The sequence below is a fragment of the Halorhodospira abdelmalekii genome (assembly GCF_016583625.1).
Classification (GTDB): domain Bacteria; phylum Pseudomonadota; class Gammaproteobacteria; order Nitrococcales; family Halorhodospiraceae; genus Halorhodospira; species Halorhodospira abdelmalekii.
On the sequence record NZ_NRRN01000006.1, the window covers coordinates 63,445 to 78,728 of the forward strand.

A 15,284-nucleotide genomic window follows, 5' to 3' on the forward strand; every position below is an offset into this window, starting at 1 on the left:
AAACCGGGCGGGCGGTGGCGCGAGGGCTGGGCCACGGGCCTCTGCCTCGATCTGCACGCCCGCCATTACGGTGTTGCCTAAAGCGTCCCTCTTCCCGCTTCTACGAACTCTCGCCCCCGCTCGGTGTGCCAGCCTAGTGCCCGAGCGTCAGATTGCGCAGTCGCACCAGCACAAAGGCGATCACCGCAACACCGCAGGCGAATGCAGCCAGCGTTCCGTAGACGCCGAGATACTCGACCAAGCGCTCCCAGTTCGCCCCAGCCAAGTAGCCGCCGGCAACCAGCACCGCATTCCACGCCGCTGTTCCTAAGAAGGTAAAGAAGACGAACTTAGGCAGTGGCATCGGCAGGAGACCGGCCGGAACCGAGACCACGCTGCGCACCGTCGGCAAGAAGCGCCCGAAAAAGATGATCGCCACGCCGTAGCGCTGAAAGAGCCGATCGATCGCGATAACGTCGCGCTCATAAAAGAGAGACCAGCGGCCGCCGTAGCTCAGCCATTCGATCAGGCGTTCGCGGCCGAGCCAGCGCGCAGCAGCGTAGATCAGCGTCGAGCCCAAGGTGCCGCCGAGGCTCCCGGCGACCAGCATGGCAAGCGGGTGGTAGGCCCCTTGGGCGGCGGCGTAGCCGAGAAAGGGCATCACGGTCTCAGGGGCGAAGACGATCATGGCTACGAAGACGCCCGCCAGTCCCAGGAACTCCAAGGCATCAATGATCGACTCGGCACCACTCACGCCGCGACCTGCCGATAGAGCGCGACGTAGGCAGCCGCTGAGCGTGACCAAGAGTAGTCGCCCGCCATGCCACGCGCCTGAATCGCCTGCCACGTGGGCTCATGGCGCCAAAAAGTAAGCGCCCGCTCGACCGCTTCGGCCAAGCCGGCGGCATCGGCGCTAGCCATGTGGAAGCCGGTGCCGAAGTCCCCAGCGCCCCCGGCAGCACGTTCGCCGTGGGGGTGCAGTTCGCCGCCGCCCGGATTCGTCGAGCCGGTGGTCCCAGGAGCGGTCCCGGCAGCAGCCCCGGCAGCAGACCCAAGCGGAGCCCCAAAAGTAGCTCCAGGCTCCAGAGCTGGCCCCCAGCCGACGACATCGACCACCGTATCGGCCAGACCACCGGTCGGATTGACCACCGGTGGGGTGCCGTAGCGCAGCGAGTAGAGCTGATTGAGCCCGCACGGCTCAAACCGCGACGGCATCAAGAAGAGATCGGCGCCGGCCTCGATCCGGTGCGCCAGCCCCTCGTCGTAGCCCAGATAGAGGCCGATTCGCCCTGGGTGCGCCGCTGCCGCCTCACGCAGCGCCCGCTCCAGCGCTGGATCGCCCGAACCGAGCAGGGCGAGGCGGGCGCCGGTCGCGAGCAGCCGGGGGAGGGCGGCGAGCAGCAGATCGACCCCCTTTTGCTCGACCAGACGACCGATAAAGCCGAGCAGGGGGGAAGTGGTGCGACTCGCTCCTGCACCCAAATCGATGCCCAGTTCATTCGCCACCGCCTGCCGATTCGCCGCCTTGGCCGCCGCATCCGGGGCGTCGTAGCGCACCGCCAAGTGCGGATCGGTCGCCGGATTCCAGGTCGCGGTATCGATGCCGTTGACGATGCCGTGCAGCACCGGGGCGCGCTCGCGCAGCAGCCCGTCGAGGCCCCAGCCGAAGGCCGGCGTCTGGATCTCGGCGGCGTAACTCGGACTGACGGTGGTGATGGCGTCGCTGAGCACCAAGCCGCCCTTGATAAAGGCCCACTGGCCGTAGAACTCGAGTCCGTGTGGTCCCCAGAGATCGCGCGGTAGCGCCAGACGCTGCTCGATCTCCCGCCCAAAGAGGCCGCGGTAGGCAAGATTGTGGATGCTAAAGAGTGTCCCGGGACGTTGCCGGTGATCGCGCAGAAAGAGCGGTGCCAGCGCCGTCTGCCAGTCGTTGGCGTGCAGCACGGCGGCCCGCCACTGCAGCAGTTCGCCGGCGGCGAGGGCCGCTGCCACCCGCGAGAGCCAGTAGAAGCGCCGATCGTTATCCGGCCACGTCTCACCGGCGAGCGTCCCGTACGGGGTGCCGACGCGGGCAAAGAGCGCTGGGTCATCGAGCAGATAGGTGCGGACCGGCGTGTCGCCCTCGGTCCCCGGTAAGACCCCTTCGAGCAGCGTGACCGGGCGGTCATCGACGTTGCCGCGGTGGCGGGCGGTGATCTTTGGCAGCGCCTCGACGGCGCTCGGATAGGCCGGCAGCAGCAGCCGAATGTCGTGCCCGGCGGCGGCGAGCGCCTGCGTCAAGCCGAAGGCGACATCACCCAGCCCGCCGGTCTTTGCCAGCGGCCACGCCTCGGCACTGGCAAAGAGGATCGAGAGCGGCGGTTCGCCAACGCCCCCCGGTTCCTGCTCTCCCTCATCCGGGCGCTCCGGGCGCTCCGGGCGCTCCGGGCGCTGCTTGCGCTCCCCTTGGTCCTTCTGCTCCCCTTGCTCCGTTCTCCGGATCATCCGCTCACCCCCTCGTCGCGGTGGGGTGCGCTGGCTGCCGCTTCGCCCTCCGCTGCGGTCAGTACCACCGCGGCGAGCGGCGGCAGCGTTAAGACCACCGAGCACGGCTGTCCCGTCCACGGCCACGCCTCGGCCATGACGGCGCCGCCGTTGCCGAGGTTCGAGCCGCCGTAGCACGCCGCATCGCTATTGAAGCGCTCGTGCCAAAGGCCGCCGCACGGCACCCCGAGACGGTAGTCGTGACGCGGCACTGGGGTGAAGTTCAGCACCACGAGGACGAGTTCGCCGGCGGCGCCGCGGCGCAGATAGCTCAGCACCGATTGCTCGTAGTCGTGACAATCGACCCAGGCGAAACCGTCGTAGGTAAAGTCGCGCTGGTGCAGCGCCGGCTGCTCCCGGTAGAGGCGGTTGAGATCGCTGACAAGGTGCAGCATACCGTTATGCTGCGGATCGGAAAGCGCCCCCCACGGCAGTGCGGCGGCGGCATTCCACTCCTCGCGCTGACCAAACTCGCACCCCATAAAGAGCAGCTTCTTACCCGGATAGGTGAATTGATAGCTCAGCAGCAGGCGCAAATTGGCAAAGCGCTGCCAATCATCGCCCGGCATCCGCTGCAGCAAACTCCCCTTGCCGTGAACGACCTCGTCGTGGCTAAAGGGCAGCACGAAGTTTTCGGTGAAGGCGTAGAGCAGACCGAAGGTCAGCTGATCGTGGTGGTAGCGGCGGTGGACCGGATCTTCGCGCATGTAGGTCAAGGTGTCGTGCATCCACCCCATGTTCCACTTCATGGTAAAGCCGAGCCCGCCGAGGTAGGTCGGGCGGGTGACCTGCGGCCACGCCGTCGACTCCTCGGCCAGGATCACCGTCCCCGGCTGCTCCCCGTGGGTGACCTGATTGAGCTCGCGCAGAAACTCGATCGCCTCAAGGTTCTCGTTGCCGCCGTAGCGGTTGGGGATCCAGTCGCCCTCTTCGCGCGAGTAGTTGAGATAGAGCATCGAGGCGACGGCGTCGACGCGCAGCCCATCGAGGTGGAAGGTCTCAAGCCAGTAGAGCGCGCTGGCCAACAGAAAACTGCGCACCTCGTTGCGGCCGAAATTGAAGATCAGGGTGCCCCAGTCGCGGTGCTCGCCTTGGCGCGGGTCGGCGTGTTCATAGAGCGGCGTGCCGTCGAAGCGCGCAAGCGCCCATTCATCGCGCGGGAAGTGGGCCGGCACCCAGTCGAGGAGGACGCCGATGCCGTGGCGGTGGCAGTAGTCGACGAAGTAGCGAAAGTCGTCCGGGTTGCCGAAACGGCTCGTTGGGGCAAAGTAGCCGGTGCTCTGATAGCCCCAAGAGCCGTCGAAGGGGTGCTCGGTGATCGGCAGCAGTTCGATATGGGTAAAGCCGAGCCCGCCGACGTGCGCGACTAAGCGGTGCGCCAGCGTGCGGTAGTCGAGAAAGCCGCCGGCCTCATCGAGCTGCCACGAGCCGAGGTGGACCTCATAGATCGACATCGGCTGGTGCTGCCACGCCCCGGCATTGGCGCGCCGCTGTGCCATCCAATCGTCATCGCCCCAGATGTACACTGAGGGCGGTTCGACGACCGCCGCGGTCTGCGGGCGCAGTTCAAAGCGCCGCGCGTAGGGGTCGGTCTTGGTCAACACCGCGCCGCTGTCGCGGTGGCGGATCTCAAACTTATAGAGCGCCCCAGCGCTGAGGCCCGGAATGAAGAGTTCCCAGACACCGGCTTCCAGGCGCAGGCGCATCGGGTGGCAGCGGCCATCCCAGTGGTTAAAATCACCGACGACACTGACCCGCTCGGCATTCGGTGCCCAGACGGCGAAGCGCACCCCGGCGACCCCCTGGTGGGTGATCTCGTGAGCGCCGAGAAAATTCTGACTGTGCCAGTGCCGCCCCTCACTGAAGAGGTGGAGATCGAAGTCGGAGAGGGCGAGCCCGAAGGCGTAGGGGTCGTGGGCCTCTTCTTCGTGGCCGTCGCTGCCCTGGCGACGCAACAGGTAGGGCGCTTCCTCGGCCTTCGGCAGGCGCCCCTCAAAGAAGTCGGTGCCGGTGATGCGCGGCAGCGCGGTGCCGTCGGCGAAGTAGACGGCCTCAGCGTGTGGGTCGTAGACGCGCACAGTCCGGCGGCTGCCGTGCGGGCCGCCAAGGTAAGCGAATGGGTCGCCGTGGCGCGCCTCGGCGATGCGGCTGCGGTGCTCGCTGTGGCGGTTCGGGCGCGGCGGGCGGCGGGGTCCGGTTGAGGGTGCAGTGGTGCTCACGGGCTCGCTTCCTGTATGGTGCCGTTGTTCAGGGTCATTGTGCGGGAAAGCAGGCAGCGACGCATCCCTCACAGCCCATTCCCTCCTAGTGTGAAATGCCCTTGCGCGTGTAGAGTTATCCAGCACCACCAGCGCCGCTGAGGAGAACGAGAGGATGCTTACCGAAGACTCGCCCCGTTACGTCAGTCGTCTGACCCGCAACACCCTGGCCTTGATCCTGGCCGGTGGCCGCGGCACCCGCCTTAAGCAACTGACCCAGTGGCGCGCAAAACCGGCGGTCCCCTTCGGCGGCAAGTTTCGCATCATCGACTTCCCGCTCTCCAACTGCGTCAACTCCGGGATTCGCCGCATCGGCGTCCTGACCCAGTACAAGGCCCACTCGCTGATCCGCCACATCCGTCAAGGGTGGAGCTCGCTGCGCGCTGACTTCGGTGAGTTCGTCGAGCTGCTGCCGGCGCAGCAGCGCATCGAGACCTCGTGGTATCTCGGTACGGCCGACGCCGTCTATCAGAGTCTCGACATCGTGCGCATGCACAATCCCGAGCTGGTGCTGATCCTCGCCGGTGATCACGTCTATAAGATGGACTACGGCCCGCTGCTCGCCTACCACGTCGAAAAGGGCGCCAATGTCACCGTCGGCTGCATCGAGGTGCCGCTCGCCGAGGCCAGCGCCTTCGGCTTGATGAATATCGATACCGATAACCGCGTCGCCGCCTTTCAAGAGAAGCCGGCCGAGCCGCAACCGATGCCGGGTTCGCAGACCCACGCCCTAGCCTCGATGGGGATCTACGTCTTCAACCGCGAGTTCATGTTCAAGGAGCTCGGCGCCGATGCCCGACGCAGTTCCGAGCACGACTTCGGTAAAGACATCATCCCCTCGTTGATCGACCACGCTCGCGTCATCGCCTACCCCTTTCGCGATCCGGCGACCGGCGAGCAGGCCTACTGGCGCGATGTTGGCACCGTCGATGCCTTCTGGCGGGCCAATCTGGAGCTGGTCGCCGTTACCCCCGAGCTCAACCTCTACGATCGCGAGTGGCCGATCTGGACCTTCCAAGAGCAGCTGCCGCCGGCGAAGTTCGTCTTCGATGAGGATCAGCGCCGCGGCATGGTGGTCGACTCGATGGTCTCGGGCGGCTGCATCGTCTCGGGCGCCTACTTGCGTCGCTCCGTGCTCTTCTCATCGGTGGTGGTCGATGAGCGGACCCAGGTCGAAGACTCGGTGATTCTGCCCGAGGCGCGAATTGAGGCCGGTTGCCGGATCCGCAACGCCGTGATCGATAAACACTGCCGGATCGCCGCCGGGACCGTCATCGGCGAAGACCCGGTCGAGGATGCGCGCCGCTTCCACGTCACACCGAGCGGCGTCGTCCTGATTACTCCCGATATGCTTGGTCAGGAGATCCACGTTGTCTACTAGCACCGCCAGTCGTTCGACCAGTCGCTCTGCCAGTCGTTCTGCCAATGACTCTGCCGCTCCGGCTGCCCCTGCCGATCCTGCCGATCAAGCGCAGGCGGCGGGGGAGAGTGCTGCAGCGGCGGCACCACCGCCGGTGCGGGTGGTGCTCTGCTGGCACATGCACCAGCCCCACTACGCCAACCCGACCACGGGCGATTACGAGTTGCCGTGGGCCTATCTCCACGGCATCAAAGACTACACCGATATGGTTGCCCACCTCGAAGCCCACCCCGAGGCGCGAGCGGTGGTCAACTTCTCGCCGGTACTGATTGAGCAGATCGAGGATTACGCCGAGCAGATCAGCGCCTTTTTGGCCGATGGTCGGCCGCTGCGCGATCCGCTGTTGCGCGCGCTGGCGTTGCCTACGCTGGCCAGCACCGAGGAGGCCCGGCAGCAGCTACTCGAGCAGTGTCGCCGCATCAACCGGCCGCGCCTCGTCGACCCCTTCCCGGCCTACCAGCAGCTGATGGCCCTAAGCGATCTCTTTGTGCAGCAGCCCGAGAGCGTGCGCTATCTCAACGATCGCTTCTTTGCCGATTTCGTCACCTGGTACCACCTCGGTTGGCTCGGCGAGACGGTGCGTAGCCGCGATCCGCGCGCTCAGCGGCTGATCGAGAAGGGCAGCGACTTTACCCTGCACGAGCGCCGCGAACTGCTCAGTTTGATCGGCGAGGAGTTGGCGGCGGTGCTCGGGCGCTACCGGGCACTGGCCGAGGCCGGGCGCATCGAGTTGTCGATGACGCCCTACGCCCACCCCATCTTGCCGCTGCTGATCGATCTGCAGTCGGCGCGCGAGGCGTGGCCCGAGGTGGTGATGCCGGAGGCGATCGAGCGCTACCCCGGTGGCGAGGAGCGCGCTCGCTGGCACCTGAGCTATGGGCTCGAGTGCTTCGAGCGCGCCTTCGGGCAGCGCCCCTCCGGCTGCTGGCCCTCCGAGGGGGCGCTGAGCGAGCCGACCCTGAAGCTGCTCGCCGAGTACGGCTTTCGCTGGGCGGCGAGCGGTGGAGCTGTACTCGACCACAGCCTCAACGCCACCGCAGTCCCCGCTGAGGCGCGCAACGGCAATTTGCACCGGGCGTATATCGTCGCGCCGGCGGCGGAGTCATTGGCAGAGTCGTCGGCGCCATCATCGACCGCTGAAGCGGCGGCGTTGCGCTGCTTCTTTCGCGACGATGGACTCTCCGATGCCATCGGCTTTACCTACTCCGACTGGCACGGCGACGATGCGGTTGCCAACTTGATCAGCCACCTTGAAGAGATCGCCGCGGTGAGCAGTGAGCCGCACGAGGCCGTCATCTCGATCATCATGGACGGCGAGAACGCCTGGGAGCACTACCCGGCGAACGGCTACTACTTTCTCGATGGGCTCTACCGACGGCTCAGCGAGCACCCGCGGCTGCAACTGAGCACCTTCGCCGAGGCGAGTGCCGCAGTGACGCCGCGCCGGCTCGAGCGTCTGGTGGCCGGCAGCTGGGTCTACGGTACGCTCTCGACCTGGATCGGCGAGATCGATAAGAATCGCGGCTGGGAACTGCTCGGCGAGGCCAAGGCGTGCTTCGATGCGCACATCGATCAGCTCGGCGGTGAGGAGCGGGCGCGTGCCGAGCAGCAGCTGGCGATCTGCGAAAGCTCCGACTGGTTCTGGTGGTTCGGCGACTACAACCCCGAGGAGGTGGTGCGTGATTTCGACTTCCTCTATCGGGTGCAGCTGACCGCGCTCTACCAAATGCTCGGCGTCGAGCCGCCGGAGCACTTAAGCGCGCCCTTTGCCCATCGGGGTACCGGCGATCCGGCGTTGGGCGGAGTGATGCGGCAGGGGCGCCCAGAGAGTGGCGGCGGTGATAGCGGGGGCGCAGGATGAGTGGTGAGGGCGATCTTGCGCAGCGCCGCTCCGGGGTCTTGGTGCACCTGAGCTCGCTGCCCGGTGAGCGTGGCAACGGCGATCTCGGCCGGCATGCCCGCGATTTTATCGACTGGCTGGCGCGCAGCGGCTTTACCATTTGGCAGATGCTGCCGCTGGGGCCGACACACGACGACCTCTGTCCCTACCAGTGCCTCTCGGTGCACGCTGGTGATCCCGGCTTTATCGATCTCGACGCCTTGGTCGATGCCGGCTACCTGAATGCGCAGCAGTTGCGGATGAATGCAACCGAGGCGGCGAGCCGCGAGTCACTGAGGGCGTGGCGACAGCGCTGCCTGCAGGAGGCCTACGCCGGCTTTATGGCCCGTGATCAGGGTGATCAGGGTGATCAGGGGAGGCCGGGCGATCAGGACGAGCAGGCCGCAGCGGCCCACCGCGCCCTAGCGACGTTTCGCGAACAGCACCGCCACTGGCTGGAGGACTACGCCCTCTACATGGCACTGCGCTGCGAACAGCAGAGCGCGCCGTGGTGGGAGTGGCCGGCACCACTGCGCGATCGTCAGCCAGAGGCCCTCGATGCGGCCCGCGAGCGCTTAGCGGAGGCGATCGGGCAGATCGTCTTTGAGCAGTACCTCTTCTTTGAGCAGTGGGCGGCCCTGCGCGATCACGCGCGTACCCAAGGGGTGCAGCTCTTTGGCGATATGCCGATCTTCGTCGCTCACGACAGCGCCGAGGTCTGGGCTCATCGCGACTGTTTCGATCTCAATGCCGACGGTCATCCGCAGACGGTTGCCGGGGTGCCGCCCGACTACTTCTCTGCCGATGGGCAGCGTTGGGGCAATCCGCACTACGACTGGCAGCAGATGGCCGCCGACGGCTTTCGCTGGTGGCTCGAACGGCTCGCGACCCAGCTTGAGCTCTTCGACTTTCTGCGCCTCGATCACTTCCGCGGTCTCGCCGCCTACTGGTCGATCCCGGTGACGGCAGCCACCGCCCGCGACGGCCACTGGGTGCCAGCGCCGGGTGATGAGCTGTTAGAGGCGATCCGCGCCCGTTTCGGTGCGATTCCGCTGGTGGCCGAAGACCTCGGAGTGATTACCGACGATGTGGTGGCGCTGCGCGAGCGTTACGCCTTACCGGGGATGAAGGTGCTGCAGTTCGCCTTCGACAGCGATGCCGCCAACCCCTATCTGCCGCACCGCCACGAGCCGGCGAGTGTGGTCTATACCGGCACGCACGATAACGACACCACGCTGGGTTGGTACCAGCAGCTCGATGCCCACGTCAGCGAGCGCCTGCACGCCTACCTTGGTTATCCGCAGGAGCCGATGCCGTGGCCGCTGATCCGGTCGGCGCTGGCCTCAGTGGCGACAATGGCGGTGGTGCCGATGCAAGATCTGCTCGCGCTCGACTCGACGCACCGGATGAACGTCCCCGGGGTCGCCGAGGGCAACTGGCGCTGGCGGTTCGAGTGGGAGTGGCTGCCAGCAGGGCTCGACGAGCAGCTGCTGGCGATGAATCGGCTCTACGGGCGCTGCTAAGGATCGCTCGGTCGTCGCTGTGCGAACGATATCGAACGATGCCAAGCAGCGCCACTACGCCCGCACGGATAGATCAAAGCCAGCGCAGCCCCCCGACCTCGAACGGATGGCTGGAGAGCGGGTGGTGCGGATACATGCAGACCCGATAGTACTGTAGACCGTCGAACTGCGGCGTTACTTCCAGCTCGAAGATTGGCTCGCCCGTCTCCGTCGTGCCGGTTGGGATCAGCGGATAGCGCAGCGTATCGACCGCATCTTGCGGCTCGCGCTTGTTGCTGAAGCGGCACTCCACGGTGACATCTTGTGGCGAGAGGCCGTTGAGCTGGGCTTTGACCTGGAGCGTAAAGGGTTCGCCATAGCGCAGGCAGGTCGGCGCCGCATCGAGCCGCTCCAGCCACGTTCCCTGCCAATGCTTCGCGATCCGCCGCTTCCACGCCGCCAACTCGGCGGCCCCTTGTAGCCGATCACTCTCCAGGCGTCGCCCATGGGCGCAGGCCGGGCCATAGAGCTCGCTGACGTAATCCATCACCATGCGTTGGGCATTAAAGCGGGGCAGGGTCGAGCGCATCGCCGCCTTCGCCATCTCGACCCAGCGGCTGGCGTAGCCGCGTTCACCGCGTTCGAAATAGAGCGGGACCACCTCATCGGCGAGCAGATTGAGCAGGTCGCTGGCCTCCTCGCGATCGCGATACTCCGGGTCGAAGGTGGGCGCGTGCGGATAGATCGCCCAGCCGTTATCGCCCTCGTAGCCCTCATCCCACCAGCCATCGAGCACCGAGAGGTTGAGTACGCCGTTCAAAGCCGCCTTCTGCCCCGAGGTGCCGCACGCCTCCATCGGGTACTCGGGATTATTCAGCCAGACGTCGACCCCGGTGACCAGTTTGCGCGCTTGCGCCATGTCGTAGTTTTCGAGCAGCAAGATCTTGCCGATAAAGTCCGGATGGAGGCTCAACTCATGGATGCGCCGGATCATCGCCTGCCCCTTCTCATCCTTCGGGTGGGCCTTGCCGGCAAAGATCATGATCACCGGGCGTTGCGGATCGTTGAGCAGTTCCTTGAGGCGATCCACCTCGTGGAAGATCAACAGTGCCCGCTTATAGGTCGCGAAGCGGCGGGCAAAGCCGACCACCAGCAGATCGGTCTCGGGGTTACGAATCCAGCGCGTCATTCTTTTGATCATTGCATCGGCCATGCCGTTGCGTTGACAGCGCTGCTCGATGCGGGCGTGGACGTCGCGCAGCAGCTCCGACTTCAGGCTCTGCCGCATGCTCCAGAAGCGATGGTTCGGCAGCTCTTCGATCACCTTCCAGAAGTCATCATTGAGCAGCTGATTGCGCCACGCGTGCCAGCGCTGATCGAAGAGGTTGGCCCACTCCTGAGCCAAAAACGTCGGCACGTGCACCCCATTCGTGATGTGGATGATGGGGTTCTCTTGCGGGGGCACTTCAGGCCAGATATGGGCCTCCATCTGCGCGGCGACGCGTCCGTGGATTTGGCTGACCCCGTTGTGGAAGCGCGAGCCGCGCAACGCCAGACTGGTCATGTTAAAGCGCGGGTCGGCACTGTTGCCGTTTCTGCCCAAGGCCAGCAGAGCGTCGATATCGACACCGTTGTGTTCAAAGAGCGCGCTGAGGTGGCTCTCTACCAGCGCTGGCTCGAAGATATCGTGGCCGGCCGGTACCGGGGTGTGGGTGGTGAAGACGGTGTTGCCGGCGACCGCTTCAAGCGCAGTGGCAAAATCGTACCCCTGAGCAACCCACTCACGGCAGCGCTCAACGATTTGAAAAGCGGAGTGCCCTTCATTAATGTGCCATACCGTCGGCGCCAAGCCGAGTTTGCGCAGCGCGCGCACGCCGCCGATGCCCAAGCAGATCTCCTGCTGAATGCGCATCTCGTTGCCGCCGCCGTAGAGCTGATAGGTGATGGCACGATCCGGCTCGCTGTTCGCTGGCACGTCGCTATCGAGCAGATAGACGCGGATATGTCCGGCGCGCAGCTGCCAAACGCGCAGATGGACCAGTCGGTCGGGAAACTCGACGGCGATGTAGAGCTCCTCCCCCTCGGCATCTGTGCACGGCTGCGCCGGCAAGTCGGCGACGGTGCTCGGTAAGTACTCAGCGAGTTGTCGGCCTTCATGGTCAATGGTCTGGGTAAAGTAGCCTTGCCGGTAGAGCAGGCCGACGGCGACCATCGGCACCCGCAAATCACTTGCCGCCTTGCAGTGATCGCCGGCGAGGATGCCGAGACCGCCGGAGTAGAGCGGCACACTCTCATGGAAGCCGAACTCGGCGCAGAAGTAGGCGACGAGATCGTGTTCGGGGTCGAGATAGGGGGTAACCGGTTCGGCCGGTTTGTTCTGCTCGCGGTAAATGTCGTAGGCCGAGAGCGTGCGGTGGTAGTCGGCGAGATAGGCCTCGTCTGTTGCCGCGCGCTCCAGTGTCGCTTGCGCAACACGGCGCAAAAAGAGCTTAGGGTTGTGGCCGCAGCGCTCCCATAGGGCCGGGTCGAGCTGGACGAAGAGGGCGCGAACCCCGCGATCCCAGGAGTAGTAGAGATCTTCGGCGAGCTCTTGCAGGCGGCTGAGATTGTCAGGCAGGTTGGGTTGAACCTCGAGGGTGAAGATATGCTCGGACATGGGCTCTTCTTATCAGGTCGCGCGAAAAAACAGATAGAGTGCATCGCCCGCAGGGCGACCGGTCTCTTGGTTGATGCCGTGTGCCGTATGCTGAGGTTTTAAGGCTCAGGCAACTGCCCACAGCGTTTCGGCGCTACGTTAGCACACTGCACGTGCGCAGGTGCAGCGTTTGTCGGTGTCTCACCTCCTCGTTTGGGCGCTGCGGCAGCGGGGCTGTTCGTCCGCCGCACGCGGCAGGCAGAAGCATACAGTCTCAGAGACGATCGCTGCTAAGCTATTGGGCATTGGCAGGCTGAAACAGGAGATTGGTGGATGAGCGAACTCGGCCGAGAGGCGCTTGAGCGGTGTCTGAGCTCTGTGATTGACGAGCACCTTGATACCGATCTGATTACCGCGGGCGCCGTAGCGGCGATTGAGATTGCCGATCAGGGGGTGCGGGTGGCCGTCGAACTCGGCTATCCGGCGAGCGGCTATCGGGAAGAACTCACTGCTGCCGTTACCAGCGCAGTGCGTGCGGTTGCCAGCGACATCCCCCTTAGCGTCGAGTGTTCGAGCTCGATCGGCGCTCACGCCGTACAGCCGGGGCTGAAGCCGATACCGTCGGTGAAAAACATCATCGCCGTTGCCTCCGGCAAGGGCGGGGTTGGCAAGTCGACCGTTGCTGCCAATCTTGCATTGGCCCTCCAGGCGGAGGGGGCGCGGGTCGGTCTTCTTGATGCCGACGTCTACGGACCGAGTCAGCCGCGGATGCTCGGTTTGCAGGGGCGGCCCCAGGCTAAGGACGAGCGGCAGATGGAGCCGATGATCGGCCACGGGCTCCAGGTGATGTCGGTTGGCCTGCTGATTGACGCCGAAACCCCGACGATTTGGCGCGGTCCGATGGCGACTCGGGCGCTGGAACAGCTCTTCACTGAGACCGCCTGGGAGGCGCTCGACTACCTCATCGTTGACATGCCACCGGGAACTGGTGACATCCAGTTGACTCTAGCGCAGAAGATCCCCGTCAGCGGCGCCGTCGTGGTGACCACCCCGCAAGAGATCGCCCTGCTGGATGCGCGCAAGGGGCTGCGGATGTTCGAGCAGGTCGGCGTCCCGGTGCTCGGGGTCGTCGAAAACATGGCTCACCACCTCTGCTCGCAGTGCGGCCACGCCGAGGCGATCTTCGGTAGCGGCGGCGGGACGGCAATGGCTGAGCAGTACGGGGTTCGTTTCCTCGGTTCCCTGCCGCTAGCGGCGCAGCTGCGCGAAGATGTCGACCGGGGGCAGCCGAGCGTAGTGGCCGATCCGGATGGACGTATCGCCGGTGATTACCGGAAGATGGCGCGCCGTGTCGCCGCCGAACTATCATTGCGGCCGCTTAGCCGGGGGAGTGCCTTTCCCGAGATCACCGTACCCTGAGCGATTCGCAACCCGGCCGCTGGCGGTTTTTTTTCGCCGCATTATACGACGGCGACGCCTTTGACCATTGCCCACACCGGTTGTCCCGGGGACAGCGCCAGTTGCCGGCAGGAGCGGGCGCTGATTCTGGCCAGCAACTGCTGCTCGCCCGCTGCCAGGTTCAGGATGACATGCCCCGGGTGGGGGTCGTCGCTGATCTGGGTGATCGTGACCGGAATCGCGTTGAGCAGACTGCTGGAGTCGGGACGTTCCAGGGCCACGGAGACATCCCGTGCCAGGATGCGCAGCCGCTGCGGGGCGCCAACGGGGCGGTCCTGATGGGAGATGAGCAGACTGCCCCCGGAGAAGGCCACTTCTGTTAGATGATCGAGCGTATGCTGAGCGGCCACCGTGCCCTCAATCACCGCCGCGGCCTGCTCACTGTGGGCCAGCGGCAGGTCGGTGCGGGTGAGCAGGGCCTGTAGCGGTCCTTGGGCCAGCGCGCGTCCGTTCTCCAGCAGTACCATATGGTCGGCTAGGCGAGCGACCTCCTCGATGGTGTGACTCACATAGACCACCGGGATGGACAGCTCATCTCGCAACCGCTCCAGGTAGGGCAGGATCTCCCCCTTGCTGATCCCATCTAGGGAGGCCAGCGGCTCGTCCATGAGTAACAACCGTGGACTGGTGAGCAGGCCCCGCCCGATCGAGACCCGTTGGCGCTGCCCCCCGGAGAGCTCATCCGGATAGCGTGCCAGCAGCTCCGTAAGGCCCAGCAAGTCGACCACCTCGTCCAGTTTCAGGCGGCGCTGCTCGACGGGTAGGCGCTTGAAGCCGTAGAGCAGGTTATCCCGCACCCTAAGATGAGGAAAGAGGCTGGCCTCCTGAAAGACGTAGCCTAGGGGTCGTTTGTGTACGGGCAGCCAGCGGCGCCCCTCCTGCCAGATCTCGCCGTTGAAGGTGAGCCGGCCCTCACGAATGCGTTCCAGTCCCGCTAGACAGCGCAGCACCGTGGTCTTGCCGGAACCGGAGCGACCGAAGAGCGCCGTCACGCCCCGCCCGGGTATCTCCAGATCGACATCGAGGGTGAAGTCGCCGCGATCGAGAAAGAAGCGTGCGTGGATGCTCATCACCCCACCCCCACGACCTTAAAGCGTCGATTCAGCCCGTACACACTCATCAACAGAATGAAGGCCAGCGCAACCAATAGCAGGGAGAGGGCGTGGGCCGAGGCGTAGTCCATGGCCTCGACGTGGTCGTAGATGGCGATGGAGGCGACCTGGGTCTGACCGGGGATGTTGCCGCCGATCATCAGGATCATGCCGAATTCACCCAGAGTATGGGCGAACGAGAGCACCGCTGCGGTGAGGATGCCGCGGCGCGCTAAGGGCAGCACCACTGTAACAAAGCGGTCTAGGGGGCCAGCCCTCAGGGTCGCCGCCGTCTCCAGCACCCGACCACCGGCGGTGGCAAAGGCGTTCTGCAGCGGCTGTACCACGAACGGCAGGGAATAGACCATGGAGCCGATTACCAGACCGGTGAAGGTGAACGCCAGATGCCCCACCCCGATATTCTCCAGAAAGCCCCCCACGGCGCCCCGCGGCCCCAGCAGAACCAGCAGGTAGAACCCCATCACCGTGGGCGGCAGCACCAGCGGCATGGCCACCAGCGCCTCGATCATCACCTTGCC

Annotated in this window: 10 protein-coding genes; 4 read left to right on the forward strand and 6 right to left on the reverse strand. The window is 65.3% G+C overall.

Annotated elements, in window-relative coordinates; genetic code table 11:
- Positions 1-133: 133 nt before the first annotated feature.
- From CKO15_RS02460 to glgB, 3 genes are read right to left on the reverse strand one after another with little or no spacing between them, the layout of a single operon-like run.
- On the reverse strand, positions 134-733 hold the full coding sequence (locus CKO15_RS02460; protein WP_338035977.1) for a DedA family protein: 600 nt from the start codon (positions 731-733) through the stop codon (positions 134-136).
- Positions 730-2,463, reverse strand: a complete 1,734-nt coding sequence (gene glgA / locus CKO15_RS02465) for a glycogen synthase GlgA (protein WP_242464505.1) — start codon at positions 2,461-2,463, stop codon at positions 730-732. Before glgA ends, CKO15_RS02460 begins: the two co-directional genes overlap by 4 nt.
- Complete coding sequence (gene glgB, locus CKO15_RS02470; RefSeq protein WP_420842108.1) at positions 2,460-4,721, reverse strand: 1,4-alpha-glucan branching protein GlgB; 2,262 nt, start codon at positions 4,719-4,721, stop codon at positions 2,460-2,462. The genes glgA and glgB overlap by 4 nt, the downstream gene beginning before the upstream one ends.
- A 154-nt stretch (positions 4,722-4,875) precedes the next feature.
- Between glgB and glgC the strand changes: the two genes are divergently transcribed.
- The 3 genes from glgC (at position 4,876) to malQ (ending at position 9,582) form a co-directional block, all read left to right on the forward strand.
- Complete coding sequence (glgC, locus tag CKO15_RS02475; RefSeq protein ID WP_200192153.1) at positions 4,876-6,141, forward strand: glucose-1-phosphate adenylyltransferase; 1,266 nt, start codon at positions 4,876-4,878, stop codon at positions 6,139-6,141.
- Positions 6,142-6,298: 157 nt separating this feature from the next.
- Positions 6,299-8,041: a glycoside hydrolase family 57 protein gene (locus CKO15_RS02480; RefSeq protein ID WP_200192179.1), complete on the forward strand. Its 1,743-nt coding sequence runs from the start codon at positions 6,299-6,301 to the stop codon at positions 8,039-8,041.
- Positions 8,038-9,582 carry a 4-alpha-glucanotransferase gene (gene malQ, locus CKO15_RS02485; RefSeq protein ID WP_200192155.1) on the forward strand — a complete coding sequence of 515 codons (1,545 nt, stop codon included), beginning with the start codon at positions 8,038-8,040 and terminating at the stop codon, positions 9,580-9,582. Before CKO15_RS02480 ends, malQ begins: the two co-directional genes overlap by 4 nt.
- A gap of 73 nt (positions 9,583-9,655) precedes the next feature.
- Here the strand turns inward: malQ and glgP are convergent, their stop codons facing one another.
- Complete coding sequence (gene glgP / locus CKO15_RS02490) at positions 9,656-12,217, reverse strand: alpha-glucan family phosphorylase (RefSeq protein WP_200192157.1); 2,562 nt, start codon at positions 12,215-12,217, stop codon at positions 9,656-9,658.
- A gap of 312 nt (positions 12,218-12,529) precedes the next feature.
- Here glgP and apbC point away from each other — a divergent pair, with 312 nt between their 5' ends.
- Complete coding sequence (apbC, locus tag CKO15_RS02495) at positions 12,530-13,615, forward strand: iron-sulfur cluster carrier protein ApbC (protein WP_200192159.1); 1,086 nt, start codon at positions 12,530-12,532, stop codon at positions 13,613-13,615.
- 41 nt (positions 13,616-13,656) lie between these two features.
- Here the strand turns inward: apbC and modC are convergent, their stop codons facing one another.
- Positions 13,657-14,724, reverse strand: coding sequence for a molybdenum ABC transporter ATP-binding protein (gene modC / locus CKO15_RS02500; RefSeq protein WP_200192161.1), 1,068 nt, complete (start codon positions 14,722-14,724; stop codon positions 13,657-13,659).
- Positions 14,724-15,284 (reverse strand): molybdate ABC transporter permease subunit (gene modB / locus CKO15_RS02505; protein WP_200192163.1); only part of this gene is annotated, 561 nt, incomplete at its 5' end. The genes modC and modB, both read right to left, overlap by 1 nt.

What these genes read in the sequence shown, in the direction of transcription:
- malQ (WP_200192155.1), top strand. Translation starts at nt 8,038, where the DNA reads ATGAGTGGTGAGGGCGATCTTGCGCAGCGCCGCTCCGGGGTCTTGGTG.
- CKO15_RS02480 (WP_200192179.1), top strand. Translation starts at nt 6,299, where the DNA reads ATGCACCAGCCCCACTACGCCAACCCGACCACGGGCGATTACGAGTTG.
- modC (WP_200192161.1), bottom strand. Translation starts at nt 14,724, where the DNA reads ATGAGCATCCACGCACGCTTCTTTCTCGATCGCGGCGACTTCACCCTC.
- glgA (WP_242464505.1), bottom strand. Translation starts at nt 2,463, where the DNA reads ATGATCCGGAGAACGGAGCAAGGGGAGCAGAAGGACCAAGGGGAGCGC.
- glgC (WP_200192153.1), top strand. Translation starts at nt 4,876, where the DNA reads ATGCTTACCGAAGACTCGCCCCGTTACGTCAGTCGTCTGACCCGCAAC.
- apbC (WP_200192159.1), top strand. Translation starts at nt 12,530, where the DNA reads ATGAGCGAACTCGGCCGAGAGGCGCTTGAGCGGTGTCTGAGCTCTGTG.
- glgP (WP_200192157.1), bottom strand. Translation starts at nt 12,217, where the DNA reads ATGTCCGAGCATATCTTCACCCTCGAGGTTCAACCCAACCTGCCTGAC.